General features: G+C 48.6%; 21 protein-coding genes. 20 read left to right on the top strand and 1 reads right to left on the bottom strand.

The window, feature by feature from the left end; genetic code table 11:
- Positions 1–53 precede the first annotated feature (53 nt).
- From QM657_RS01070 to QM657_RS01025, 10 genes are all read left to right on the top strand, one after another.
- Positions 54–1,436 carry an efflux RND transporter periplasmic adaptor subunit gene (locus QM657_RS01070; protein ID WP_415064738.1) on the top strand — a complete coding sequence of 461 codons (1,383 nt, stop codon included), beginning with the start codon at positions 54–56 and terminating at the stop codon, positions 1,434–1,436.
- Between the two features lie 11 nt (positions 1,437–1,447).
- Positions 1,448–2,188, top strand: a complete 741-nt coding sequence (locus QM657_RS01065) for an ABC transporter ATP-binding protein (protein ID WP_415064668.1) — start codon at positions 1,448–1,450, stop codon at positions 2,186–2,188.
- On the top strand, positions 2,182–3,390 hold the full coding sequence (locus QM657_RS01060) for an ABC transporter permease (RefSeq protein WP_415064667.1): 1,209 nt from the start codon (positions 2,182–2,184) through the stop codon (positions 3,388–3,390). The genes QM657_RS01065 and QM657_RS01060 overlap by 7 nt, the downstream gene beginning before the upstream one ends.
- 140 nt (positions 3,391–3,530) lie before the next feature.
- Complete coding sequence (locus tag QM657_RS01055; RefSeq protein WP_415064666.1) at positions 3,531–3,959, top strand: hypothetical protein; 429 nt, start codon at positions 3,531–3,533, stop codon at positions 3,957–3,959.
- The gene (locus QM657_RS01050) at positions 3,956–4,903 is read left to right on the top strand and encodes an ABC transporter permease (RefSeq protein WP_415064664.1); all 948 of its coding nucleotides are present in this window, start codon (positions 3,956–3,958) and stop codon (positions 4,901–4,903) included. The genes QM657_RS01055 and QM657_RS01050 overlap by 4 nt, the downstream gene beginning before the upstream one ends.
- A gap of 26 nt (positions 4,904–4,929) precedes the next feature.
- Positions 4,930–5,802 carry a diadenylate cyclase CdaA gene (gene cdaA / locus QM657_RS01045; RefSeq protein WP_415064662.1) on the top strand — a complete coding sequence of 291 codons (873 nt, stop codon included), beginning with the start codon at positions 4,930–4,932 and terminating at the stop codon, positions 5,800–5,802.
- The gene (locus QM657_RS01040; RefSeq protein WP_415064661.1) at positions 5,780–7,078 is read left to right on the top strand and encodes a YbbR-like domain-containing protein; all 1,299 of its coding nucleotides are present in this window, start codon (positions 5,780–5,782) and stop codon (positions 7,076–7,078) included. Before cdaA ends, QM657_RS01040 begins: the two co-directional genes overlap by 23 nt.
- Before the next feature lie 50 nt (positions 7,079–7,128).
- The gene (locus QM657_RS01035) at positions 7,129–7,392 is read left to right on the top strand and encodes an HPr family phosphocarrier protein (RefSeq protein WP_415064660.1); all 264 of its coding nucleotides are present in this window, start codon (positions 7,129–7,131) and stop codon (positions 7,390–7,392) included.
- 38 nt (positions 7,393–7,430) lie between these two features.
- Positions 7,431–9,146 carry a phosphoenolpyruvate--protein phosphotransferase gene (gene ptsP, locus QM657_RS01030; RefSeq protein ID WP_415064659.1) on the top strand — a complete coding sequence of 572 codons (1,716 nt, stop codon included), beginning with the start codon at positions 7,431–7,433 and terminating at the stop codon, positions 9,144–9,146.
- A gap of 98 nt (positions 9,147–9,244) precedes the next feature.
- The gene (locus QM657_RS01025) at positions 9,245–10,537 is read left to right on the top strand and encodes an O-antigen polymerase (protein ID WP_415064658.1); all 1,293 of its coding nucleotides are present in this window, start codon (positions 9,245–9,247) and stop codon (positions 10,535–10,537) included.
- Positions 10,538–10,601: 64 nt separating this feature from the next.
- Here QM657_RS01025 and QM657_RS01020 read toward each other — a convergent pair whose 3' ends face one another.
- Entirely contained in the window at positions 10,602–11,573 is a 972-nt protein-coding gene (locus QM657_RS01020; protein WP_415064657.1) for a DUF4349 domain-containing protein, read from the bottom strand.
- A gap of 173 nt (positions 11,574–11,746) precedes the next feature.
- Between QM657_RS01020 and dapF the strand changes: the two genes are divergently transcribed.
- The 10 genes from dapF to QM657_RS00970 all read left to right on the top strand — a co-directional run bounded on the left by dapF (position 11,747) and on the right by QM657_RS00970 (position 24,158).
- Positions 11,747–12,604, top strand: a complete 858-nt coding sequence (gene dapF, locus QM657_RS01015) for a diaminopimelate epimerase (RefSeq protein WP_415064656.1) — start codon at positions 11,747–11,749, stop codon at positions 12,602–12,604.
- Positions 12,605–12,737: 133 nt separating this feature from the next.
- Complete coding sequence (locus QM657_RS01010) at positions 12,738–15,638, top strand: EAL domain-containing protein (protein ID WP_415064655.1); 2,901 nt, start codon at positions 12,738–12,740, stop codon at positions 15,636–15,638.
- A 46-nt stretch (positions 15,639–15,684) separates the two neighbouring features.
- Positions 15,685–16,872 carry a pyridoxal phosphate-dependent aminotransferase gene (locus QM657_RS01005; RefSeq protein ID WP_415064654.1) on the top strand — a complete coding sequence of 396 codons (1,188 nt, stop codon included), beginning with the start codon at positions 15,685–15,687 and terminating at the stop codon, positions 16,870–16,872.
- A complete protein-coding gene (gene hisC, locus QM657_RS01000) occupies positions 16,869–17,921 on the top strand; it encodes a histidinol-phosphate transaminase (RefSeq protein ID WP_415064653.1) in 1,053 nt (350 codons plus the stop codon). The genes QM657_RS01005 and hisC overlap by 4 nt, the downstream gene beginning before the upstream one ends.
- Positions 17,922–17,978: 57 nt before the next feature.
- Positions 17,979–19,106: a sporulation integral membrane protein YtvI gene (gene ytvI / locus QM657_RS00995; RefSeq protein ID WP_415064652.1), complete on the top strand. Its 1,128-nt coding sequence runs from the start codon at positions 17,979–17,981 to the stop codon at positions 19,104–19,106.
- A 4-nt stretch (positions 19,107–19,110) separates the two neighbouring features.
- Positions 19,111–20,067 carry a GH25 family lysozyme gene (locus QM657_RS00990; RefSeq protein ID WP_415064651.1) on the top strand — a complete coding sequence of 319 codons (957 nt, stop codon included), beginning with the start codon at positions 19,111–19,113 and terminating at the stop codon, positions 20,065–20,067.
- 19 nt (positions 20,068–20,086) lie between these two features.
- The gene (locus tag QM657_RS00985) at positions 20,087–21,442 is read left to right on the top strand and encodes an MATE family efflux transporter (RefSeq protein ID WP_415064650.1); all 1,356 of its coding nucleotides are present in this window, start codon (positions 20,087–20,089) and stop codon (positions 21,440–21,442) included.
- Positions 21,443–21,618: 176 nt separating this feature from the next.
- Entirely contained in the window at positions 21,619–22,002 is a 384-nt protein-coding gene (locus QM657_RS00980) for an ArsR/SmtB family transcription factor (RefSeq protein ID WP_415064737.1), read from the top strand.
- 47 nt (positions 22,003–22,049) lie between these two features.
- On the top strand, positions 22,050–22,274 hold the full coding sequence (locus QM657_RS00975) for a cation transporter (RefSeq protein WP_415064649.1): 225 nt from the start codon (positions 22,050–22,052) through the stop codon (positions 22,272–22,274).
- Between the two features lie 15 nt (positions 22,275–22,289).
- Positions 22,290–24,158, top strand: coding sequence for a heavy metal translocating P-type ATPase (locus QM657_RS00970; protein ID WP_415064648.1), 1,869 nt, complete (start codon positions 22,290–22,292; stop codon positions 24,156–24,158).
- The last annotated feature ends 121 nt before the right edge of the window (positions 24,159–24,279 follow it).

The raw sequence follows: 24,279 nt of genomic DNA, 5'->3' as shown, positions 1-24,279 counted from the left end.
TAATTGGGAAAAAGCGAAAGCTGTCATCATATAGGAGGGAAGAAGAGATGCGTATGTGGAAGGGCAGAAAAGGCGGACTTGACCAGGCCGGAGCTGAAAATCAGGAGGCAGAGCCCATGTCTGAGGAAACGTTTGACTTGGAACTGCAAAGCCTGATGACCGAGGAAACAGGCGGGAAGAAGAAAAAGAAGAAAACGGGGAAGACGTGGACCCGGAAAAGAAAGATTGTCACAGGTGCCGGAGCTTTGGGAGTTGTTTTTCTCCTGCTTCGGATTTTTTCAGGGGGAGGTGCAAAGCCAGTCACGGTCAGCACCATCCCTCTTTCTAAGGGCGAGGTGGTGGAAATGCTCTCTGTCAGCGGCCCTGTTCAGGGAACCGACAGCGTGGAAGTGGTTTCCAACCTCCATGCAGAGATTTTAGAACTGACTGTCAAAGAAGGCGACAAGGTGGAAAAAGGACAGCTTTTGGCCGCCTTAGATGACAAGGATGCCAAAAAGGAAGTGGACATCGCCCAAAACGGCTACGACCTGGCTGTCAGTACATATAAGGATAAGCAGTTGGAGGCGGAAAACGGCTATGCAAAGGCAAAACAGGATTATGGCATGGCAAAGGCAGCTTACGACCGGTCCCTCCTCTTATTCCAGGGCGGAGATATTTCACAGGTGGAGCTGGACCAGGCCTCGGCGGCTGTTGATGACGCACAAAGGCAGTTAAGCTCCTATCCTCTGACCGATGGAAAGCCTTCTGCCAATGAATCCTATGGCCTGCAGATTGAAAAGGCGGCATTTGAGCTGGAGCAGAAAAAAGAAGATCTGGACGGCACGAAAATCACCAGCCCCATAGACGGAACCGTTGTGCGGGTCAACTGCAAGGTGGGCCGGTTTGCGGATAAGACGGACGACGACAAGCCCATGTTCATCATCAGCAACTTAGACGTGCTGGAAATGAAGATCAATGTCAGCGAATATTCCATCGGAAAGGTGGCAATCGGACAGCCGGTGGAGATCAGCGCCGATATTTTAAACGGGGAAACCGTAAAAGGGGAAGTCACCGCCATTTCTCCCACAGGAGAGGAAAAGGGAGGGGGCTCCACGGAGCGGGTCATCCCCACCACCATCCGGGTCATGGATCAGAATACAAGGCTCATTGCAGGCATTACGGCCAAGGCCAAAATTGAGCTTCAGCGGGCGAAACAGGTGTGGGTGGCTCCTCTTTCTGCGGTGCTCCAGCAGCCTGACGGAACCATGGCTGTTGCGGCGGTGGAAGACGGCAAGGTGAGAATGATTCCGGTAAAGACGGGTGTGGAAAGTGACATTGAGGCGGAACTCATCCCCCAAGAGGAGGGGGCGCTCACGGAAGGCCTGCAGATCATTGATACACCTTCCTCCATGATTACGGACGGCATGGCAGTAACAGCAGCCCCTCCGGTTCAGTAAAGGGGGCAGCTATGAAGGAAGATTTAATCAGGCTGGTGGACCTGGCGAAGATTTACGATACCGGCTCCATCAAGGTCCTGGGCTTAAAGAGAGTCAATTTAACCATTAAAAGAGGGGAGTTTGTAGCCATTATGGGCCAGTCCGGTTCCGGTAAATCCACTCTGATGAATATCCTGGGCTGTCTGGACCGGCCCACCCTGGGGCATTATTATCTGGATGGCATTGATACTGCAAACCTGTCCTCTGACGAATTATCAGCCATAAGAAACAGGAAGATCGGCTTTGTGTTTCAGTCCTTTAACTTGATTTCCAGAACCTCCGCCTTAAAAAATGTGGAGCTCCCCATGACCTATGCCCATATTTCCAGAAAGACCAGAGAAAAGCGGGCGAAGGAGCTTTTGGAACGGGTGGGCTTAGGGAGCAGGTCTGAGCACATGCCCAATGAGCTTTCCGGAGGGCAGAGGCAGAGAGTGGCCATCGCACGGGCCCTTGCCAATGAGCCGCCCCTGATTCTGGCCGATGAGCCTACAGGGAATCTGGATACGGCTTCCTCCAGAGAGATCATGCAGCTGTTTTCCGGGCTTCACAGGGAAGGCGCCACAGTGGTGGTGGTAACGCATGAAGAGGAAATTGCCTCTTTTACCGAGCGGATCATACGGTTTCGGGATGGAGAGCTGGTGAGCGATTCCCCCAACCCTTCAGGAAAAACGGCCCGTAAGGAAGAAGCAGGACAGGAGGAAGAGCCATGTTAATTGAAAATATGAGTATGGCCCTTCACGCCATAAGAGCCAATAAGATGCGGTCCTTTCTCACCATGCTTGGAATCATCATCGGAATCGGAGCGGTCATTGCCATCGTATCCATAGGAGACAGCATGAGAAATCTCTTCGCTGATGCGTATAAAGACGTCGGCTTTAACAGGGCCATCGTCATGGTGTCCTGGGAAGTGACGGATTTTCGGATGACGGACTTTTTTACCAGGGAAGAGATGGAACGGGTCAAAGAAGTGTATCACGATCAGATCGAATACATGGACAGCGGTTCTAACGAATCAGCAGAGGCGGTCAACGGGCGTAAACGGGTGAAATACCAGTTCCAGGGAATTGACTCTGAGTACACCCAGGTCCAGCCCTTAAACATCATTTACGGAAGAGCCTTTAACCAGGCAGATGTAAAAGGAGGGGCCTATCATGCTGTCTTAGAGGACAAAGGGGCTGTGGAGCTCTTCGGCACCGCCGACTGTGTGGGAAGGACCTTTCGCATGGCCATAGACGGCGATGTACAGGACTACACGGTGGTGGGAGTGTACCATAAGGACATATCCCCCATGGCAGCCATGATGATGGGCAACGGCCAGACCCAGTCCGGCTTTCTGCCGGATACCCTTCTTGCAAGGTCCGGAGACTATTTTCAGCAGTTGAATTTTTATGTGAGAGAAGATGTTGATATGGATTCCTTCTTAAAAGAACTGACCCGATATATGGCGAAGCTGAAAAACCGCCCGGAATCGGAGATCATGACCATGTCTGTGGCCGAGCAGATGGGGACCGTGGATTCCAGCTTATCCGGCATGTCGGCGGCAGTGGGCGGGATTGCGGCCATTTCCCTTCTGGTGGGTGGAATCGGAATCATGAATATCATGATGGTTTCCGTGACGGAACGGACCAGGGAAATCGGAATCAGAAAGGCTTTAGGAGCCAGAACCAGGGATATCATGGTCCAGTTTCTGACGGAATCGGCCTTTATGTCCGTCTGCGGAGGCATGATCGGAATCTTTCTGGGAGTCCTTTTGGTGAAGGCGGGAGGAGCCGCTTTTGGGATGACGGTGGTGGTCAGACCGACTGTGGTTTTGCTGGCGGTGGGATTTTCGGCATTGGTAGGCATATTCTTTGGACTTTATCCGGCTTCAAAAGCAGCCAAAGCAGACCCCATTGACGCGCTGCGCTATGAATAAGAGGTATTACAAAAAAATAAAAATTCTGTAATAGGGTCGCCAAGCGGGCAGTTCTGTGCTATACTATCCACGAAAGCAATGAGCAGGGCGAAGCGTAATTTGCAGGCTCACCTGCGGATTCGCCCATTAAAGGAGACCCGATGATTAGCGAAGAAAAAATCAAAATCATGACAAACCTCGCCATGTATGAAAAGCATGAAGGCAAAAAAATCCTGCCTGCGACCCGGTACTTCAAAAGCGATTATGTCAGCAGCAAGCTGTTCCGCTCCTTTTTCAGCTATACCTTAAGTTTTATCTTATGCCTGATTTTATGGGGGTTATATCATATGGAATACTGGCTGAACAACTTAGAACTTGAAAAACTGACCCAGGCCGGAATCTGGATCGGCACCGTTTACTGCGCAGGCCTCGTTATCTATCTGATCATCAGCGCCTACGTCTATCTAAAACGTTACGAATACGCCAGCCGCGGGGTAAAAGTTTACCAAAGCAAATTAAAAAAGCTGGACAAACGATATGAAGGAACTTCCAGACCTGTAAAACGGACAAAAGGAGGGCGGACATCATGATGAGCCTCCTTGTGCTGAAAGAAAGGCTGAGAGAATTTTACGCCAGGTTTGATATCTATATCACCCCTGTGATCAAATTCATCTTCAGCGGTCTGACATTTTTCCTTATAAATAAGAATATTGGCTTTATGGCACCTCTGACAGAACCTCTGGTTCCACTGGTTCTGGCTTTGGTGTGTTCCTTTTTGCCCTATGGAGCCATTTCCTTTATGGCCGCCGTATTTATGCTGGCCCACTTATGGGGAATCTCCCTGGAGATCACCCTGGTGATGCTGGTCTTCATCCTGGCAGCAGGCCTTCTATACTATGGCTTCCAGCCCGGAGACAGCTATCTGCTGATGCTGACTCCCATATGCTTTCTCCTTAAGATTCCCTATGCGATTCCCCTGATCGCAGGGCTTTCAGGAAGCGCCATTTCCGTCATTCCCGTAAGCTGCGGCGTTTTCATCTATTACGCCCTTCTCTACGTGAAGCAGAATGCCGGGGTCCTCACCAATGACATATCCCAGGATGAGGTGCAGAAATTCATGCAGATCATCAGAAGCCTTACGGCAAATAAAGAAATGCTGATCATGATTGCAGCGTTCGTTCTGGCCCTTGTGGTCGTGGTGATCATCAGAAACTTATCCGTGGATTATGCCTGGATCATCGCCATCGCAGGCGGCACTGTCACCCAGCTTGGCGTGATTTTTATGGGAGATATCACCTCCTCCGTGTCCGTATCAGTCCTCGGACTTTTAGCAGGAGTGCTGGCTTCCATGGTTCTTGCGGCCATTTATACGTTTTTCGTCTTTGCGGTGGACTATTCCAGGACGGAATATATCCAGTTTGAAGATGACGATTATTATTACTATGTAAAAGCTGTTCCAAAGCTTACGGTCAGCACCCCTGACGTAAAGGTTCAAAAAATTAATGCCAGAAAACTCCAAAGACCGCAGAGGTAGGAAGAAATAAGAGGGAGGTGGGTATTATGGCAGATTTTTTAGACGGAATGTACTCCTGGGTATCTTTTCTGCCCAGGATTTCAAAAACAAATCTGGTTGAAATCATTATCATAGCTGTTCTGCTGTATGAGCTGCTGACCTGGATCATGAACACAAGGGCATGGACCCTGTTAAAGGGGATTGTGGTGATCCTTCTTTTCTATGTGTTCGCATACGTTTTCCGGCTTGACAACATCTTCTGGATTCTCAATAAGATTGCAACTCCGGCCGTGACCATGGCCATTGTGATTTTTCAGCCTGAGCTTCGAAAGGCCTTAGAGCAGTTGGGAAGCAAAAATCCTTTTACCGGAATTCTGACCTTTGATGACGGAAAGGACAGCTTTGCCTTTACAGACAAGACCATCAACGAGCTGGCAAAAGCCACTTTTGAGATGGCTAAAGTCAAGACAGGCGCTCTCATCGTCATAGAGAGAAATGATTCTTTAAAAGAAATAGAACGTACCGGAATTGAAGTGGGAGGCATTGTCAGCAGTCAGCTTCTCATCAATATTTTTGAACATAATACGCCGCTTCACGACGGAGCGGTGGTCATCCGTGGAAACCGGGTGGCAGCAGCTACCTGTTATCTGCCTCTGTCTGACAACATGTCCATCAGCAAGGAGCTGGGCACCAGACACAGAGCGGCACTTGGCGTCAGCGAGGTCAGTGACAGCATCACCATCGTGGTATCGGAAGAGACCGGACGGGTGACTGTTGCGTCGGAAGGAGGCTTAAGACGGATTGCGGATGCGGACATGCTCCGGTCCATCTTATCAGGTGTGAAACAGGCAGCAGAGGAAGGCAGCAGGTTCCGGATTTTAAAAGGGAGGCGGAAGAATGAAGGAAAAACTCTTAAATAACCTTGGACTTAAGGTTGCTTCCCTGGCTTTGGCCTTTGCGGTCTGGATGGCAGTCGTCAATATTTCCAATCCTGTCATTGACGATTCCCAGCAGGTGAATGTGGAAGTGCGCAATGAGGAGGTGCTGGAAGCCTCCGGTCTGACTTATGACATAGGTAAAGATGTAGTAACGGTCAGTTATCAGGTGAGAACCAGGGACCGTTCTCTCGTAAGGGCGTCGGACTTTCATGCTTACGTTGATTTGAAGGATTACAATGTAACAGGGGCGATTCCCGTTACAGTGGAGATCAATAAGGATAAAGAAAATCTGGTAAAAAGCGATGCCATTACGGCAAGACCCATGGTCATCCGAGTGAAAACAGAGGAGCTCCAGAGGAAGATATTTGATTTATCCGTGAGCACAATAGGAAAAAAAGCGGATGGATATGATATTGGAATGATCAGCTTGTCTCCGGACAGTGTGACCGTGGAAGGGCCGGAGTCTGCCATCGGTCAGATCAACGGAATGGGAGTGGAAATCGATGTGGAAAATAAAACAGCGGATTTCAACGGTTCAGCGGTTCCCATTTTTTATGATGCCAACGGCAACAAACTGACGGATATAGGCAGCAAGGTTTCCGTCAATAGCGAGATGATTGATTTTAATGTGTCCGTATTGAAGGCTAAGGTTCTGACCCTTAATTTTGAAGTTTTCGGACAGGTGGAAAAGGGATACCGGTTTACAGGCGTGGAAAGTGCAGTGACATCAGTTCCCGTGGTGGGAACCAAGTCGGTGCTGGCTCCTCTGTCTTCCTTATCCATTGTTTCCGATAAACTGAGCATTGAAGATGCCACTGAGGACAAAGTGGTGGAACTGGATTTAAGCCAGTACCTGCCGCCAAACACTTCTATGGGGGATCAATATAAAAATATTACCGTAACCCTTAAGGTAGAGCCTCTCACCACCAGAACCTTCACCTTAGAGCCGGAGGACCTGGCTCAAAAGGGAGCGTCGCCAGATTATGAGTACAGCTTTGACAAGACTTCCGTCGATGTCACCATAAGGGGGCTGACAGAGGATTTGGACACCCTGGAAGTTCAGGATTTAAAGGCTGTCATAGACTTAACCAATCAGGGACCTGGCACCCACACGGGTATTTTGAGGCTTGAAGTGTCGGAAGGATTTGAATTAGCGTCAGTTACTCCATTTAATGTTACAGTTACAGGCAGGAGTCAGGAACCGGGGACAGAGGCGCCGTCGGGCGAATCCTCTGGAGCCGGGGAAGAGACTCAATAAATAAACTTCCTCTAAAAAAGGATAATGATGAAAAAACGGAGGGATTCAGGATGGTCAGTGCTAAAGTTGTCATTAAGAATCCTACCGGGCTGCATTTAAGACCGGCAGGAATTCTTTGCAAGGAAGCCATGAATTTTAAGTCCACAGTGAATTTTTGTTTTAAAAATACCACTGCCAATGCCAAAAGCGTGCTTAGTGTGTTGGGCGCCTGTGTAAAAAGCGGCGATGAGATTACCTTTGTCTGTGAGGGAGCAGACGAAGAAGAGGCTCTTGCAGCCATGGTTAAGGCTGTTGAGGGAGGCCTGGGTGAATAGGTGAGTAATTATTTTAATTAATAAGGAGGGTATACATTATGATGAGAGGAACGAGTGCATCTGCAGGAATCGGTATCGGAAAAGCTGTCGTGGTGGAGGAGACAGATTTAAAGATTAAAAAAGAGACCATTGCAGACCCTGAGGCGGAAAAAGTCCGTTTTCAGGCAGCGGTAAAGCAGGCAATTGAGGAAACCGAGGTCCTGGCAAAGGACCTGGCTACCAGGGTAGGGCCGAAGGAAGCTGAGATATTAAACGGCCATCTGCTTCTTTTTTCCGATATATTTCTCATGGGAGAAATTGAAAACATTATTGCAGGGGAGAGCGTTAACAGTGAGTATGCCATTGAAAACGTCTGCAATACTTATGCGGATACCTTTGCTTCCATGGGAGACGAACTGATGCAGCAGAGAGCCACGGATATGCGTGATATTAAGACACGCATGCAGAAAGTCCTTATGGGAGTATCTTCGGTGGACATTTCAGCTCTTCCTGAGGGAAGCATTATCGTGGCAAAGGATTTGACTCCTTCCATGACTGCCGGAATCGATCCCACCAAGGTGACGGGAATCGTGACGGAGCTGGGCGGAAAGACTTCTCACAGCGCCATTCTTGCCAGAGCTCTTGAAATTCCGGCAGTTGTGGCTTTGGAAGGTGTATTAAACAAGGTGACAGAAGGGGAGGACATCGTCCTTGACGGTTCTGAGGGAATTGTCATTGTAAATCCCCAGCAGTCTGTAAAAGAAGAATATGCTGCAAAGAGAGAAGCATTTATAAAAGAAAAGAAAGAGCTGGAAGAGTACATAGGAAAGCCTACCGTCACAAGAGACGGAGTTCACGTTGAGCTGGTTGCCAATATCGGAAAGCCCGCAGATGTGGAAAAGGTTCTCCAGTACGACGGAGAGGGCGTAGGCCTGTTCCGGACAGAATTCTTATTCATGGACCGCAGCTCCATGCCTACAGAGGCGGAGCAGTATGAAGCATACCGCAAGGTGGCTTCCGCCATGAACGGAAAGCCTGTCATCATCCGTACTCTGGACATCGGCGGCGATAAGGAAATTCCTTACATGGGACTGGAAAAGGATGAGAATCCATTTTTGGGCTACCGGGCCATCCGTTTCTGCTTAGACCGGAAAGAGGATGTGTACAAGCCTCAGCTTCGTGCTCTTTTAATGGCAAGCGCTTTTGGAAATATCCGTATCATGGTTCCCATGGTAACCTGTCTGGAAGAGTACCGGGAAGCTAAGGCTCTTGTGGAAGAACTGAAAAAGGAACTGGATGAAAAGGGTATTTCTTATAAAAAGGATATTCAGGTGGGAATCATGGTGGAAACGGCTGCCGCTTCCTTAATGGCAGACGTGTTTGCAAAAGAAGTGGATTTCTTCAGCATCGGCACCAATGATTTGACCCAGTACACCATGGCTGTTGACAGAGGAAATGACAAGGTATCTTATCTGTATTCTCCTCTCAATCCGGCAGTGTTAAGAAGCATCCGCCATGTCATCGAGTGCGGGCGCAAGGAAGGAATCATGGTGGGCATGTGCGGAGAAGCGGCCAGCGATCCCCTGCTCATTCCTCTGCTGCTGGCCTTTGGCTTAAATGAATTCAGCATGAGCGCTTCTGCCATATTAAATGCCAGAAAGCTGATCACCGGCTACAGCACCAGAGAGCTTCAGGCAGTGGCGGAAAAGGCCATGTCCTTTGCCACAACCAAGGAAGTGGAAGATTACATGAAGGAGTTCATCCGCCGTTCATAATTCTTCCTCACCCCCCAGGGGGTTATGTATCAGTATAAAAGGTGCAGCGTCCGCAAGGCAGCGGCCGCTGCACTTATTTACCAAAGGGGTATTTTACAATGAGCATTTATCTGATCAGCTATGCAGCGTCTTTTTTATTTGCAAGGGCAGGATACTACTGGCTGTCCGGCATTGTTCTGATGCTGGCGGCTCTTTTCCTCTACTGGAGGGATTATAAAAAAACCGGGAATATCATTCATCTGCGGGGTCTGTTTTCCCTGTTCTGGGTGGGAGGGGAAGGCATTGCCTGTTTAAAGCTTTCAGAGCTTTCTTCTGACTGGAGCATTATTACATGGCTCTGTTTTCTCGTGGCATTTCTGGGCTTCTGGTCGGCTTTTGAATTTCTCACAAAGCTGCAGGGGGAGCCGGGAGGGCAGCGTTCCAGCTGGTTCAGTTTTAAGGGGTATGAACGGCCTCTTTTTCTGTCCATGGTGATCGTTACGGCCTTATCCCTTGGGGCTTTTATTTTTGAAGCCGCTGTTTTGGGCTTTATTCCCTTTTTCACCAGGGGAGTGCCTCACGCCTATTCCTCCTTTCACATCACCGGAGTTCATTATTTTACCGTATCCTGCGTGCTGGTTCCGCCTTTGGCTGTCCTCTATCTCAGCATTGAGCAGGGGAGAAACGGCCTGCGTTTGATTCTGACTGTGATCATGGTCCTGATCGCCTGTGCCATTCCCATTCTCTGCGTGTCCAGGTTCCAGTTGATTCTGGCTGTGGGGCTGGCTGTTCTGGCCTATGTTGCCATGGAGCACCGGCTGAATATCCTCTATGGGGCAGGGCTCGGTCTGGGCATGGTTGCCATTTACGGAGTTCTCACTGTGGCGAGAGGTCATGATGTGGCGTATTTAAACGGCATCTTTGAGATGAAGAACAGCCGGATGCCCATATTCATCACCCAGCCATACATGTACATTGCCAACAACTATGACAATTTCAACTGTCTGGTGGAATGGCTTCCTTCCCATACCTTTGGGCTTCGGATGCTCTTTCCCCTGTGGGCTCTTACGGGGCTTAAATTCCTGGTTCCCGCCCTTGTGGATTTTCCCATCTATGTGACAAAAGAGGAACTGACCACAGTGACCCTGTTTTACGATTCCTTTTATGATTTTCATATCATAGGGGTGCTTTTGTTCGGAGCCTTGTTAGGGGCGGCGGCTTTCTTTCTCATGAGACTGGTAAAAGGGGCCCGCAATCCCATTGTTTACCTGTTTTACGCCCAGTTTGCCATATACATGATCCTTTCCTTTTTTACCACATGGTTCAGCAATCCTGCTACCTGGTTCTATTTCGGGGCCACAGCGGCCTTGTATTTGTTCTGCTCCTGGAAGAATAACGGAAGACGGGGATAGATGTGCTCATAAAAAAGCTGCAAAGCAGCCGGATAAACGGCTGTTTGCAGCTTTTTTATTATGATTATGACTCCGGTGCCTTTGGAGCCTCTTCTTTTTCCTTTGAAGCGGGCAGAGAAGCACTGCTTTTTTTCCTGCGCCTGCGCTGCAGGAAAATGACGGCTCCTGCGAGAGCCAGAACAGGCAGCCAGAAGGGAATGGTGGTGATCAGAATTACCACAAAGCTGACCGCGCCGTTTTTAAATGTCCTTAAGTTGTCTTCCAGTCCCTTTTTGATTCGGGTTCCTGCCGAATCCTGGGAAGTGGGAGAGAAGATGGTGACTTCCCTGATGTATAAAGTAACCGTGCTGTAATCCACCTGATTGTCATAGAGCCTGAGCTGGGATTCCATGGACTCCAGTTGGTAGCGTATTTCTGACAGGCGCTGCTGGATGGTGATGACCGTGTCCACAGACTCGGCTTTTTCAAGGAATTCCCACATCTTTTCCTGTTCGATTTCCAGAGATTTCTTCCTGCTTTCCAAGTCGCTGTACTGGAGAGTCACATCCTGGGTCGATTCAGACCGGTTTGTCACGTTTGTATTTGATTCCACTGCGGTTAAAAAGCCGTTTACATGGTCTGCGGGAATCCGGGCGGTGATGCTGGCATATCTGGGTCCCGGATCACCGGAGGAATATAAGCTGTTTCCGCCCATATCGGACTGTTCTATGTATCCGCCCAATTCCAAAACCTTGGCTTCCAGCCCTGAGATCAGAGTGTCAAAGGCATCTGTCTCTAAATTTAAGCTGACCGTACGTATGAGTTTTCTTCCGGCAGGGAGCATGGGCTTGTTTTCCTCTGCCATAGTCTGTGATTCTGCGGCAAAGGCCTTTGTCCCCGTGGTATCTGCCATCTCTGCCTCTCCTGAAAAACTCCCTTCATTTCTCACGTATTCTGCCGGCACATCCCGCGGGCCGGCGCCGGACCTGCCTGCACAGCCGCCCAGAAGAAGAGCTGCCAGAAGCAGGGAAATGGCTTTTAAGCTTCTTTTTTTCATAAAATCCCTCCTCTCTATTTCCAGAAAATCCAGAAAAATACTATGAATTCAGTATATCACGGCCTCCGGACCATTTCAATAAATGGACAAAAAACTTAAGAAAAGTTTATAGATTTGTGTGACTTTTATGGCTGGAATAGGAATATTGTAAAGTAGGGGAAAGGGGGCTTTTTATGAACATTATTTTAGAAAAATATCATGGGCTGGGAAATGATTATCTGATTTTCGATCCGAATAAAAATGAACTGGAGCTGACAGAGGACAGGGTGCGCTTAATCTGCGACAGGAATTTCGGAGTGGGGTCTGACGGCCTTTTGGAGGGGCCCATACTGGGAGGGGATAAGCCAGAAGTCAGGATATTCAATCCCGACGGAAGCGAAGCCCAGTCAGGGGGAAACGGGGTCAGAATCTTTGGGAAGTATTTAAAGGATGCGGGCTATGTGCAGAAAAACAGCTTCACCATCACCACCCTGGGAGGCTCACAGACTCTGCGCTATTTAAATGAAGAGGGAACCAGAATCAAAACCTCCATGGGCAGGCTTAAATTTTACAGCGATGAGATTCCGGTGACGGGGCCCAGGAGAGAGGTGCTCAATGAGACCATGATGTTTGGGAGCATCCCCTACCGGGTCACCTGCGTGTCCATTGGAAATCCCCACTGTGTCATATGGTTAAATGACATATCAAAGGACTTGGCCTGCCGGATTGGAAAACACAGCGAAACGGCGGATTATTTCCCGGAACGGGTGAATACCGAGCTTTTGAGAGTGGTGGACAGGACTAATATAGAGATTGAAATTTATGAAAGGGGAGCCGGATATATCCTGGCCTCCGGAACCAGCGGATGTGCGGCGGCAGGGGCAGCTTTTCGGATGGGGCTGACGGACCCGAAGATGTATGTCCACATGCCGGGAGGCGCGTTAGAGGTGGAAATTGAAGAAAACGGAGAGGTTTTGATGACAGGGGAAGTGGGATATGTAGGCCGTTTTATCCTTTCCCATGAGATGACAGAGCAGCTTCGCAGGCATTGAGGAAAGTCTCCCGCCAGGAGCATCAGGCAAATCTTCCCAGTGAATGTGTTGACGAAAACATCGTTTTCATACTATAATATTACAATAATTCAGTTGATGCGTAGTTAATGCAGTGCAGGAGAGGCGGGAGTTTATGAATCGTATGTCGGCTGAAAGCGGAGAAGCTGGTATTTACATCGTTGATCAGAATTACAGGATCATCTATCTGAATGATATGGCAAGGTCCTATTATCCAAATTTGAAAGCAGGAATGCACTGTTATGAAGCGGGTGAGGGCTCTGCCCCCTGCCCCTGTCCCGGAAAGGATTCCGGGCACATGATCTATTACAATACATCATCTGAGCTTTGGATGGATGTGTCCTCCGGAGAAATCGAATGGCCTGGCTATGACCTGTGCAGGCTCATCATGTTTCGCCCGGTGAGTGAAAAAAATAAAAATCTGTTCTATTATCTGACCGATAACACGGTCTATGATGAACTTCTTGAATTAAATATTTCAGCCAATACTTACCGGATGCTCTCTTTTCAAAAGGATAAGTACATTCTTCCTGAAATGGATGGAGGGCTGGATCTTTTGGTGTCCCGTTCCTCGGATTCCCTGATTCACCATGAGGACCGGGAGGCCTTTTTGAAGTTTTGGAATTCCTCCACCCTTTTGGATCGCCTTCATGCCAACGGAAGGATTTTAAAGGGCGAGTTCCGGAAAAAGCTGGTAAACGGAAGCTTTGGCTGGGTCTGTATGATCTTCGTCCTGTTCCGGTGCGGAGAGTGTGAAGACGCCATTATCATGTGCTACGTCCAGGATATCAGCCGGAGGAAAGAAGAGGAAGAGGAAGAACAGCGGAAATTCCGGGAAAAGCGGGAAGAGACGGACTTCATGACAGGCCTTTTCCGCTACGGCCCATTCTTTGAGAAAGCGGAACAGATGCTAAAGCGCAAGGCCGGCACGGTTCATTTTATGGTGGCCATTGATATTGAGCATTTTAAGTTTTTTAATGAGTGGTATGGAGAGGAAGAAGGAGACAGGTTCCTCATAAAGATCGGAAACCATTTAAAGGAAATGGAACGGACGTATGATACGGTGGCCGGATATATGGGCGGAGATGATTTCGTTGTCATCCTTCCTGCTGACAGCTCCTTGCTGGACAGCCTGGAAGAGGGGCTTAACGGATATGTGAGAGAGTACGGCGGAAATGCAGGCTTTCGCCCTGCCTTTGGAATCTATCTCATCGAGGATTTGAGCCTTCCGGTCAGCATGATGTATGACAGAGCCTCCATTGCCTTAAACTCCATTAAGGGGAAATACACCCAGCGAATCGGCTGGTTTGACCCCGGCATGAAGCAGAAGATGCAAAATGACCAGGTTCTTTTATCGGAGATTCAAAGGGCCCTGGAAAAAAAGGAATTCATTTTTCACGTTCAGCCCCAGTGCGATATGCTGACAGGCAGAATCGTGGGGCTGGAGTCCCTGGTCAGATGGCAGCATCCGGTGAGGGGACTCGTTTTCCCCGGAGATTTCATCCCTCTTCTGGAGCAGAATGGATTTATCACCTACTTGGATGTCTATATCTGGGAAAAGGTATGCCAGCTTTTACACCGCTGGAAAAAAGAGGGAAGGAAGCTGATGCCCATTTCCGTCAATGTATCCCGTATGGATATCCGGGCCATTGATATTGTTGCTAAATTCCGGGAGCTGGTGGACCAGTACAAAATCGACCCCAAGTTTTTGGAAATAGAGATCACTGAAAGCGCTTATGCAGAAGATTATGAACTGCTGCGGAACGCGGTTGAGAATTTGAGGAAAGCAGGATTTCCGGTGTTTATGGACGATTTCGGAAGCGGTTATTCCTCCCTCAACATGCTGAAGGATGTCAATGTGGATGTCATAAAAATCGACACCAAGTTTTTGGATATGAATGAAAACAGCCGGACCCGTGGAATGGGAATTTTGGAAACCATTGTCCGGATGGCGAGGGTCATGCAGTTGAAGGTCATTGCAGAAGGCGTGGAGGAAAAGAGCCAGGCCGACTTTCTGATCAATACGGGCTGTATTTACGGCCAGGGATATTACTATTATAAGCCCATGCCTGTGGAAACGGCAGAGCAGCTTCTGCTGAACGATCATTATGTGGACTATGGAGGAATCCGGGCCCGCCAGACCCAGCTTAAGCTGGAGGATTTATTTAATGAGAACATTACCAGTGAGGCCATGATGAACAATCTGCTGGGGGCCATTGCCCTTTATGAGGTTCACGATGACCTTTGCGAAGTCCTTTGGGCCAATGAGGAGTATTACCGGATTACCGGGGATAATATCATGGAAACGGAGGAGCGCAGGCGGTTCATATTAAATAAAATCTACAGGGACGATGCGGACCGGCTGCTGAATCTCTTTGAACTGGCGCATAAGGACCCGGCCAGCGGAGCGGAAGGAATTCTCCGGCGCTGCCGTCTGGACGGTTCCCTGATGTGGGTCCAGTTGAGGGTATTCTTTTTGAGGGAACAGGATGGCCGCTGCCTTTATTACGGTTCTGTCCGGGATTTTACAGAGCAGGTGGAACAGCGCCAGAGGCTGGAGAGTTCCCAGAAGGTTCTGACAGGTATTGTGAAGATGACGGGAGAGAACTTTTCTTTTGAAGATATAGCCAAGGAAGGCTACAAGGCAGTCAGCGACATATTTGCCAAGATGATTCCGGGCGGGCTGCTCGGCATCTATTGCGAAAAAGGTTTTCCGCTCTACTTTGCCAACAAAGAGGTGCTCCGCCTTCTGGAATACGATTCCTATGAGGTATTTGCAGAGGACATCGAAGGAAAGGTGGGAAATATCCTCCATCCGGAGGATATGAAGGTGATACAGGAGAATATTTCCCGGTTCAGTTCTCCGGGAATGGAGTATACCCTGCAGCACCGCCTCAGAAAACGGGATGGAAGCTGGCTTTGGCTGAAGACGAGAGGGCGTGTGATCCGGGTGGAAAACGGGCGCACCGTCATCATAAACTCCTGTATGGATATTACGGATACCATGAAGCAGTGAACAGAAGGGGGCGTACGGCCTCCTTCATCATAGAAAGGATAAAATCATGATAGCAGACAAGATGAGACCTCTTTTAGAAAACAATTCTGCCATCCGCGCCATGTTTGAAGAAGGGAAGAAGATGGCAGCCTTATACGGCCCTGAAAATGTCTATGATTTCAGCCTGGGAAATCCCAATGTTCCGGCCCCGGCTGCGGTCAGCCAGGCCATTTTGGACATTATAAAGGAAGAAGACCCGGCCCTGGTTCATGGATATATGAGCAATGCAGGTTTTGCAGATGTGCGGGAAGCCATTGCCGGGTCTTTAAACAGGCGGTTTGGAACTCATTTTCGTCTGGAAAATATCCTGATGACCGTTGGAGCGGCCAGCGGTATGAATGTGATCTTAAAGACCATTTTGGACCCAGGGGATGAGGTGGTGGTATTCGCCCCTTATTTCATGGAATACGGCTCTTATGTGAGAAACTATGACGGGGTGCTTGTGGCAGTTCCCCCCAACACGGATACCTTTCAGCCGGATCTGGCGGAGTTTGAGAAACGGATTACAGAGAGGACCAAGGCTGTGATCATCAACACGCCCAATAATCCCACCGGTGTGATCTATTCCTCAGAAACTCTCAGGAACATCGCTGGGATCATGGAGAAAAAGGAAAAAGAGCTGGGAACTTCCATTGTCCTGATTTCTGACGAGCCCTACAGGGAGCTGGCCTATGATGGGGCAGAGGTTCCTTACGTGACTCCCTTTTACCGCAATACCATGGTCTGCTATTCCTACAGCAAATCCTTATCCCTTCCGGGAGAGAGAATCGGATACCTGGTGATTCCCGATGAGCTGGAGGATTCCTCTAAGGTTATGGCGGCAGCAGCCATCGCAACCCGCATCTTAGGCTGCGTCAATGCGCCTTCCCTCATGCAGAGGGTGATCATGCGCTGTGTGGATGAACAGGCCAATTTAGAGGCTTATGATAAGAACAGGCAGCTTCTCTACAACAGCCTTACGGAATACGGCTTTGAATGTGTCAAGCCCGAAGGCGCCTTTTACCTGTTTGTAAAGGCTCCGAAAGCCGATGATCAGGCATTCTGCCACGTCTGCAAGGAGCACAGGGTGCTGGTGGTTCCGGGAACCTCTTTTGGTTGTCCGGGCTATGTGAGGATGGCTTACTGCGTTTCCTACCAGCAGATTGAGCGGGCTCTGCCTGCTTTTGAGAAAATTGCAAAGGAGTGCGGCTTATGAGACCATGGGAAGAAAATATCCGCCGGGTGGCTCCTTACGTGCCGGGAGAACAGCCAAAGGGAACGGATTTAGTGAAACTCAATACCAATGAAAACCCCTATCCTCCGGCTCCTGGGGTGAGGGAGGCTCTGGCCCGTATGGACTGGGAGAAGCTTCGCAAATACCCGGACCCGTCTTCTGCGGTTCTGGTCCAGGCTCTTTCTGAATATTATCAGGTAGGGGAGGATCAGGTTTTCCCCGGCGTAGGCTCTGACGATGTGATTGCCATGGCCTTTATGACCTTTTTCAATTCCAAAAAGCCGGTGCTGTTTCCTGATATCAGCTACTCCTTTTATCAGGTCTGGGCCGATTTATTTCAAGTGCCTTATGAGACTCCTGCCCTTGATGGGGATTTTCGCATCCGGAAGGAAGATTATTACAGGGAAAACGGGGGAATCATATTCCCAAATCCCAATGCTCCTACAGGCGTTTTGATGCCCCTTGATGAGATCGAGGACATCATAGCCCATAATCAGGAGTCGGTGGTGATCATTGACGAGGCTTATATCGACTTTGGAGGGGAAAGCGCCTTAAGGCTGGTGGAAAAGTATGAAAATCTGCTGGTGGTTCAGACTTTCAGCAAATCCCGTTCCATGGCAGGGATGCGCATCGGCTATGCCATCGGACACAAGGATTTGATTAAGGCCTTAAATGATGTGAAATACTCCTATAATTCCTATACCATGAATGCCCCGTCCCTGACCTTAGGCGCGGAAGCGGTGCGGGATGATGTGTATTTTAAGGAAACTCTTCAAAAGATTGTGGATACGAGAGAGCGGGCCAAGGAAAGGCTTGCGGCGCTGGGATTTTCTTTCCCGGATTCCATGGCAAATTTTATCTTCGCCACTCATAAGGAGAAAAAGGCAGAGGAAATTTATCTGGCGCTCCGGGAAAATAACATCTTTGTTCGTTACTTTAAGAAGCCGGGACTGGACAATTATCTGCGCATTTCCATCGGTACTGACGAGGAGATGGAAAAGCTTTACAGTTTTTTGAAAGAAATTCTTTAGATTTTATTCCTTTGCGGGAAATACGTTCCAGTAGTATAATAAGGGCAGGTGATGCAAATGGAACATGTGAAAAAATATTTCAGACTCATACTCAATATTGTCATTCCGGTTCTGGCCTTTTATTTGATCTGCGTCTGGGGGCCCAGGTTTTTGAGCTTCTTTCTGCCCTTTGTCATTGGCTGGATCATTTCGGTCATTGCCAACCCCCTTGTGCGTTTTCTGGAAAGCCGGCTTAAGATCGTCAGAAAGCACAGCTCTGTTTTGATTGTGGTGTCTGTTCTTGCCATCATCATCACAGGACTATACTTTTTGATTTCCAAGCTTATTTCAGAGGCAGCCGGGTTTGCAGCGGATTTGCCTAAGTATTACGAAACCGCATGGGCAGGAGGCCAGGAGCTGCTTCTTAAGCTGGAAGGAATTTTACAGTTTCTTCCCCAGGGAACCCAGGATTCCATAGGCCTGTTTTTCACCCATATAGGCGAATACTTAAATGTGCTGGTGCAAAAGATCGCTTCCCCTACGGTTATGGCAGCCGGAAATGTGGTAAAGGGGATTCCGGCGGCGCTGGTTTACACCGTTGTGACCATCTTTTCCTCTTATCTCTTTATTGTGGACAGAGACAAGGTCATGGGGATACTCCACCGGTATATGCCTGAGGGAGGAACCAGGTATTACCACCATTTGAAAAAGGACATCAGGCACCTCATAGGCGGGTATTTTCTGGCTCAGTTTAAGATCATGTTCATCGTGGCCGGAGTTTTAGCAGCAGGATTTCTGGTGATGGGAGTGGATTATGCCCTGCTTTTGGCGGTTCTCATCGCAGTGCTGGACTTCCTTCCGATTTTGGGAACGGGAACGGTTCTCATACCGTGGGCCCTGCTCCGGTTTGTTTCCGGACAGTACGCCTTTGGTTTCGGCCTTGTTGCCATTTACGTTCTCACCCTGGTCTTAAGGCAGATTATTCAGCCCAAGATCGTGGGAGATACCATGGGGCTTGATCCCTTCATGACACTTCTTTTTTTGTACCTGGGATTTAAAATCAGCGGAATTGCCGGGATGATCTTAGCTGTGCCCGTTGGAATGCTGTTTCTTAACTTATATGAATTCGGTTCCTTTGATTCATTCATTGGCAGCGTGAAAATTCTCATTCACGACATCAATGAATTCCGCAGGAGAAAGGATTAAAAAAATGAAAGATAAAACCAGATTTAAACTCAGCGCGTGTGCATGCCTGACTGCGGGCATTATGGCCCTGTCCATGGCGGCGGCGCCTGTTACCGGATATTCGGCCCAGCCCTGGGAAATGGAAAATGGACAGTTTGTAGATGCGTCGGGAATGCCCCTTGCAGGAGCCCTGGAAAAGGGAATTACAGTGACCAAGTACCAGAACCGCCAGAGCGGGGAAAATGGAGGCATTGACTGGGATAAGGTGGCAAAGTCAGGGATTTCCTTTGCCATGGTGCGCATCGGCTATTTTAAGGACATGGACCCTTACTATTCTATGAACATGAACGGCGCGGCAGCCAGAGGGATTAAAACAGGAGTGTTTTTTTATACCCAGGCCCTTGACACCCAGGCAGCGGTAGAAGAGGCCAGATATGTGCTTCGGATGGTAAAGGATTATGCTGTTTCCTATCCCATTGCCTATGATGTGGAATCCAAATATCTTCTGGATAATAACTTATCAAAACAGCAGATCACGGATAATATCAACGCATTCTGCAGGACCATTGCTGAGGCAGGCTACCGGCCCATCGTCTATGCCAACAACGAATGGCTGACCAACCACATTGATATGAGCCAGGTTCCTTACGATGTCTGGTATGCCAGATACGGAACCGTCAACAATTACCAGAACCGCACCATCTGGCAGTGCACGGACCAGGGACGGGTAGACGGCATTGACGGAAATGTGACCATAGAATTTTCCTTTGCAGATTACAGCTCCCTGATTCCTTCCGAAGGCTGGAAGGTGATCGACGGAAACTGGTATTATACAAAAAATTACGTAAAACAGACCGGCTGGGTTTCAGTGGGAGATGTCTGGTATTATCTGGATTCCAACGGCATTATGGTTCACGATGCCACGTTGAGTATTGACGGGGTTTCTTATACCTTTGGCTCAAACGGCGCCATGGTGCAGTGACCGGCTGAATGAGGTTTAGATGACAGAGAATAATTTAGATACAGACCAAATAAGAGGACTGGTATGGAGGCTGGCAATTCCCTCCATGCTGGCCCAGTTTGTAAGCGTTTTTTACAGCATCGTAGACCGGATGTACATAGGAAACATTGCCGGAATCGGTGAGATTGCATTGGCAGGAGTGGGAATCTGCGGTCCGATTGTGACTATGGTTTCTTCTGTTGCTTTTTTAGTGTGTGTGGGAGGCTCTCCCTTAATGAGCATCCGCATGGGGGAGAAAAACCACCGGGCTGCCAGCCAGATTCTCGCCAACTGCTTTTTGCTTTTGACGGTTTTGTCAGCGGCGATCACTGTCTTTTCCCTTATGGCAAAGAATAAGCTTTTGATGTGGTTTGGAGCGAGTGAAGCCACGTTTTCCTATGCCAATGATTATATTACTATCTGTTTGCTGGGCACTGTGTTCGCCCTTCTGGCTACGGGGATGAACCAGTTCATCATCTGCCAGGGGTTTGCAAAGGTGGCGATGAAGTCCGTCATTTTAGGGGCAGTATGCAATATTGTGCTGGACCCTGTATTCATGTTCGTCTTTGGCCTGGAGGTAAAGGGAGCTGCAATTGCAACTGTCTTATCCCAGATGGCTTCCTGTGCCTATGTGCTGCGCTTTTTATTCGGGGACAAGCCTCCTATCCGGATCACCTTCGGCCATTACGACTGGCAGATCATGAGGCGTGTCCTGCTTTTAGGCCTCACTCCTTTTCTCATCATCGCTTTTGACAATGTTTTGATCATCGCCTTGAATATGGTCATTCAGCGTTACGGCGGGGAAAGCCAGGGAGATACGCTTCTCACCTGTATGACCATTGTGCAGAGCTTTATGCTGATGGTCACCATGCCCCTTGGAGGAATTACCGGCGGAACCCAGACCGTACTGGGCTATAATTTCGGGGCAGGAAGGCCGGACCGGATTAAAAAGGCGGCAGGCCATATTGCAGGACTGGCCCTTGTATTTACCACTGTCATGTTCATTCTGGCTCATACGGTGCCTCATTACTTTGTACGGATTTTCACCCGCAATGAGGCTTACGTGGAGCTGACGGTGTGGGCTATAAAAATATATACCATGGGTATTATCCCTCTGGCTCTCCAGTATACGGTTGTAGACGGATTTGTGGGTATGGGAGCCGCTAAAGCGGCAATCTCCCTTTCCATGTTCCGGAAAGCCATATTTTTAGTGGGGGCGGCTCTTATCCCGATCTGGTTCGGGGTGGAGAAGATTTTTTATATTGAACCGGTTTCGGATTTTGTCAGTGTTGTGGTGTCACTGACAGTCACATTCCTGATATTTGACCGGGTGGTGGCCAAAAGAACGGCGGATTGATTTTTGATGTCAAATAGGTGCAGCCTTTAAGCTCTTTGTATGGAGAGCGGGGGCTGTATTTTTTTGTTTTGATGAGAAAAGAATTCAATAAAACCTCTTGACAATTTTTGTGAAAGTGATAATATAAACATATGAACAGATATTCATATGATATGATGAAGATAAGGAGTGATCTGATGGAAGAAGAGACCGGAAAAAACATACCCAAGGGTGAAATTGACCAATGTGATTTTATATGTGTCCATGAAAATGTTGTGAGACAGGTGTTAAAGGCCATGCCAAAAGAGGAGCAGCTTCTTGATCTGGCGGATTTTTTTAAGGTATTCGGAGATACCACCAGAATAAAGATCCTTTATGTGCTCAGCCGTTCAGAAATGTGTGTGTGCGATATTGCCAGCCTGCTCCAGATGAGCCAGTCGGCTATTTCCCATCAGCTTCGGGTGTTGAAGCAGATGAGACTGGTGAAGTTTCGCAGAGAAGGAAAAGCAGTATTTTATTCCCTGACAGACGGCCATATTGAGACCATCCTGGCTCAGGGCATGGAGCACATCGAAGAGTGATAAAAAACAGTGACAAAAAACGAGGCAGATAAAAAGGAGAATCGATCATGAAAAAAATCGTTAAATTAGAAGGTTTATGCTGCGCCAACTGTGCGGCCAAAATTGAAGAAGAGGTAAAGAGGCTGGATGGTGTGGAAAGCGCGTCTTTAAGTTTTATGACTCAGAGGCTGATCCTGGAAGTGGAGGACGGAAAGTCTGAGGGCATTATGGAAGCGGCAAAAAAGATATCATTTAAAATCGAACCAGAAGCAGAATTCAAGGTTCTTCGGTAGGGAGATGAAGCGGCTATGACGAAGAAGCAAAAAAAGATGATTGCCAGACTGGCGGTCGGCGCTCCGGTTTTTCTGTTGGGATTGCTTGTGGAAGGAAAGGTTTCCTGGTACTGGCTTCCCTTTGCAGTTTCATATTTGATCGTAGGTTATGATATTCCCTTAAAGGCACTGAGAAACTTACGGCATGGACAGTTGTTTGATGAAAACTTCCTCATGTCTCTGGCGACCTTCGGGGCCATCGGCATCGGAGCTTTGGAAGAGGCCGTAGGAGTTATGCTGTTTTATCAGGTCGGCGAATTCTTTAATGATTACGCGGTGAACCGGTCCAGAAAGTCCATTACAGAGCTGATGGATATTAACCCGGAATACGCCAATCTTTTGAGGGATGGAAAAGAAGAAAAGGTAGACCCGTATGAGGTTTCCATCGGGGATATCATCGTGATAAAGCCAGGGGAGAAGGTTCCTCTTGACGGAGTGGTGGTAAAAGGAGCAGGAAGTCTTGATACCAAGGCTTTGACCGGAGAATCCATGCCTGTAGAGGTGAAGGAAAGGTCTGAGGTGATCAGCGGTTCCATTAACTTAAACGGGGTTTTAGAGGTTCAGGTGACCAGCCTGTTTGACGATTCCACAGTTGCCAAAATCCTGGAACTGGTGGAAAATGCCAGCTCCAGAAAGGCCAAGGCAGAGAACTTCATCACAAAGTTTGCAAGGGTCTATACCCCTGTAGTAGTGATTCTGGCAGCCCTGCTGGCTGTGGTTCCTCCTCTCGTTCTGGGAGGGGGCTGGGGAGTCTGGGTCTACCGCGCCTGCAGCTTTTTGGTTGTTTCCTGTCCCTGTGCTCTGGTAATTTCCGTCCCCTTAAGCTTTTTCGGCGGCCTTGGAGCGGCCTCCAAACAGGGGATTTTGATGAAGGGCAGCAATTACTTAGAAGCCATGGCTTCTCTGGAAACGGTTGTCTTTGATAAAACAGGAACTCTCACCAACGGCAAATTTAAAGTGACGGAAGTGGAGCCTGTTGAAGGCAGTTCAGAAGATTTGTTAAAGCTGGCGGCTTACGGAGAGTTTCATTCCAACCATCCCATTGCCTTATCGGTCAAAGAGGCTTATGGAAAGGATGTGGATGAGTCCAAAATCGGTCTGGCAGAAGAGATTGCCGGATATGGCATCAGGGCTGAAATAGAGGATGGAGGAAAGACCAGAAATGTGTTCATCGGCAATGCAAGGCTTATGGAGCAGAGAAATATTGAGATTTCTGACAAAGGAATTGCAGAGGGGACCACTCTTTATGTGGCGGATGAAGACGCTTATCTGGGTTCTATTACCATTTCCGATACCATCAGGGAAGATGTTCCTGGGGCTTTAAAGGGCCTAAAGGCTTCCGGGGTCAAAAGGCTTGTTATGCTGACCGGAGATAAACCGGAGGTAGGAAGAGCCGTAGGAGAAAAGATTGGGATTGATGAGGTTCACGGCGGTCTTCTCCCCGGTGACAAGGTTGGAAAGGTGGAAGAGCTGCTGTCGAAAAAACGGGAAGGTTCTACTCTGGCCTTTGTGGGAGACGGAATCAATGATGCCCCTGTTTTATCCAGGTCTGACGTAGGGATTGCCATGGGCGGGATCGGGTCAGGCGCTGCGGTGGAAGCGGCAGACGTGGTCATTATGACCGATGAGCCGTCAAAACTGGTGGATGCCATACGGATAGCCAGGAAAACCATCGGCATTGTGAAGCAGAATATTGTCTTTGCCATCGGCATCAAAGTCCTGGTTCTTTTCCTGTCAGCTTTTGGATTGGCCTCCATGTGGATTGCTGTATTTTCAGACGTGGGAGTGTCGGTTCTGGCTATTTTAAATGCCGTTCGCGCTTTAAAATATGAAAATTATAAGTAAAAAGACGTTGACAAATTTTTTTTAAGCTGTTATATTTTACACATATACGGGGTGGTGCGAAGATGGTCCACTGTCGAGAGACAGTTTTCGCATACCCTTTTTTGTTTTTACAGAGAGGGAC

The organism is Lacrimispora sp., assembly GCF_047605665.1.
GTDB lineage: Bacteria > Bacillota > Clostridia > Lachnospirales > Lachnospiraceae > Lacrimispora.
The sequence above is the reverse complement of the archived record's forward strand: the minus strand, read 5'-3'. Positions and strand labels throughout refer to the sequence as shown.

What these genes read in the sequence shown, in the direction of transcription:
- ptsP (WP_415064659.1), top strand. Translation starts at nt 7,431, where the DNA reads ATGATGAGAGGAACGAGTGCATCTGCAGGAATCGGTATCGGAAAAGCT.
- QM657_RS00970 (WP_415064648.1), top strand. Translation starts at nt 22,290, where the DNA reads ATGACGAAGAAGCAAAAAAAGATGATTGCCAGACTGGCGGTCGGCGCT.
- QM657_RS01035 (WP_415064660.1), top strand. Translation starts at nt 7,129, where the DNA reads ATGGTCAGTGCTAAAGTTGTCATTAAGAATCCTACCGGGCTGCATTTA.
- QM657_RS01040 (WP_415064661.1), top strand. Translation starts at nt 5,780, where the DNA reads ATGAAGGAAAAACTCTTAAATAACCTTGGACTTAAGGTTGCTTCCCTG.
- QM657_RS01025 (WP_415064658.1), top strand. Translation starts at nt 9,245, where the DNA reads ATGAGCATTTATCTGATCAGCTATGCAGCGTCTTTTTTATTTGCAAGG.
- QM657_RS00980 (WP_415064737.1), top strand. Translation starts at nt 21,619, where the DNA reads ATGGAAGAAGAGACCGGAAAAAACATACCCAAGGGTGAAATTGACCAA.
- QM657_RS00985 (WP_415064650.1), top strand. Translation starts at nt 20,087, where the DNA reads ATGACAGAGAATAATTTAGATACAGACCAAATAAGAGGACTGGTATGG.
- cdaA (WP_415064662.1), top strand. Translation starts at nt 4,930, where the DNA reads ATGGCAGATTTTTTAGACGGAATGTACTCCTGGGTATCTTTTCTGCCC.
- QM657_RS00975 (WP_415064649.1), top strand. Translation starts at nt 22,050, where the DNA reads ATGAAAAAAATCGTTAAATTAGAAGGTTTATGCTGCGCCAACTGTGCG.
- QM657_RS01005 (WP_415064654.1), top strand. Translation starts at nt 15,685, where the DNA reads ATGATAGCAGACAAGATGAGACCTCTTTTAGAAAACAATTCTGCCATC.
- QM657_RS01050 (WP_415064664.1), top strand. Translation starts at nt 3,956, where the DNA reads ATGATGAGCCTCCTTGTGCTGAAAGAAAGGCTGAGAGAATTTTACGCC.
- QM657_RS01055 (WP_415064666.1), top strand. Translation starts at nt 3,531, where the DNA reads ATGATTAGCGAAGAAAAAATCAAAATCATGACAAACCTCGCCATGTAT.
- QM657_RS01060 (WP_415064667.1), top strand. Translation starts at nt 2,182, where the DNA reads ATGTTAATTGAAAATATGAGTATGGCCCTTCACGCCATAAGAGCCAAT.
- QM657_RS01065 (WP_415064668.1), top strand. Translation starts at nt 1,448, where the DNA reads ATGAAGGAAGATTTAATCAGGCTGGTGGACCTGGCGAAGATTTACGAT.
- ytvI (WP_415064652.1), top strand. Translation starts at nt 17,979, where the DNA reads ATGGAACATGTGAAAAAATATTTCAGACTCATACTCAATATTGTCATT.
- QM657_RS01010 (WP_415064655.1), top strand. Translation starts at nt 12,738, where the DNA reads ATGAATCGTATGTCGGCTGAAAGCGGAGAAGCTGGTATTTACATCGTT.
- hisC (WP_415064653.1), top strand. Translation starts at nt 16,869, where the DNA reads ATGAGACCATGGGAAGAAAATATCCGCCGGGTGGCTCCTTACGTGCCG.
- dapF (WP_415064656.1), top strand. Translation starts at nt 11,747, where the DNA reads ATGAACATTATTTTAGAAAAATATCATGGGCTGGGAAATGATTATCTG.
- QM657_RS01020 (WP_415064657.1), bottom strand. Translation starts at nt 11,573, where the DNA reads ATGAAAAAAAGAAGCTTAAAAGCCATTTCCCTGCTTCTGGCAGCTCTT.
- QM657_RS00990 (WP_415064651.1), top strand. Translation starts at nt 19,111, where the DNA reads ATGAAAGATAAAACCAGATTTAAACTCAGCGCGTGTGCATGCCTGACT.
- QM657_RS01070 (WP_415064738.1), top strand. Translation starts at nt 54, where the DNA reads ATGTGGAAGGGCAGAAAAGGCGGACTTGACCAGGCCGGAGCTGAAAAT.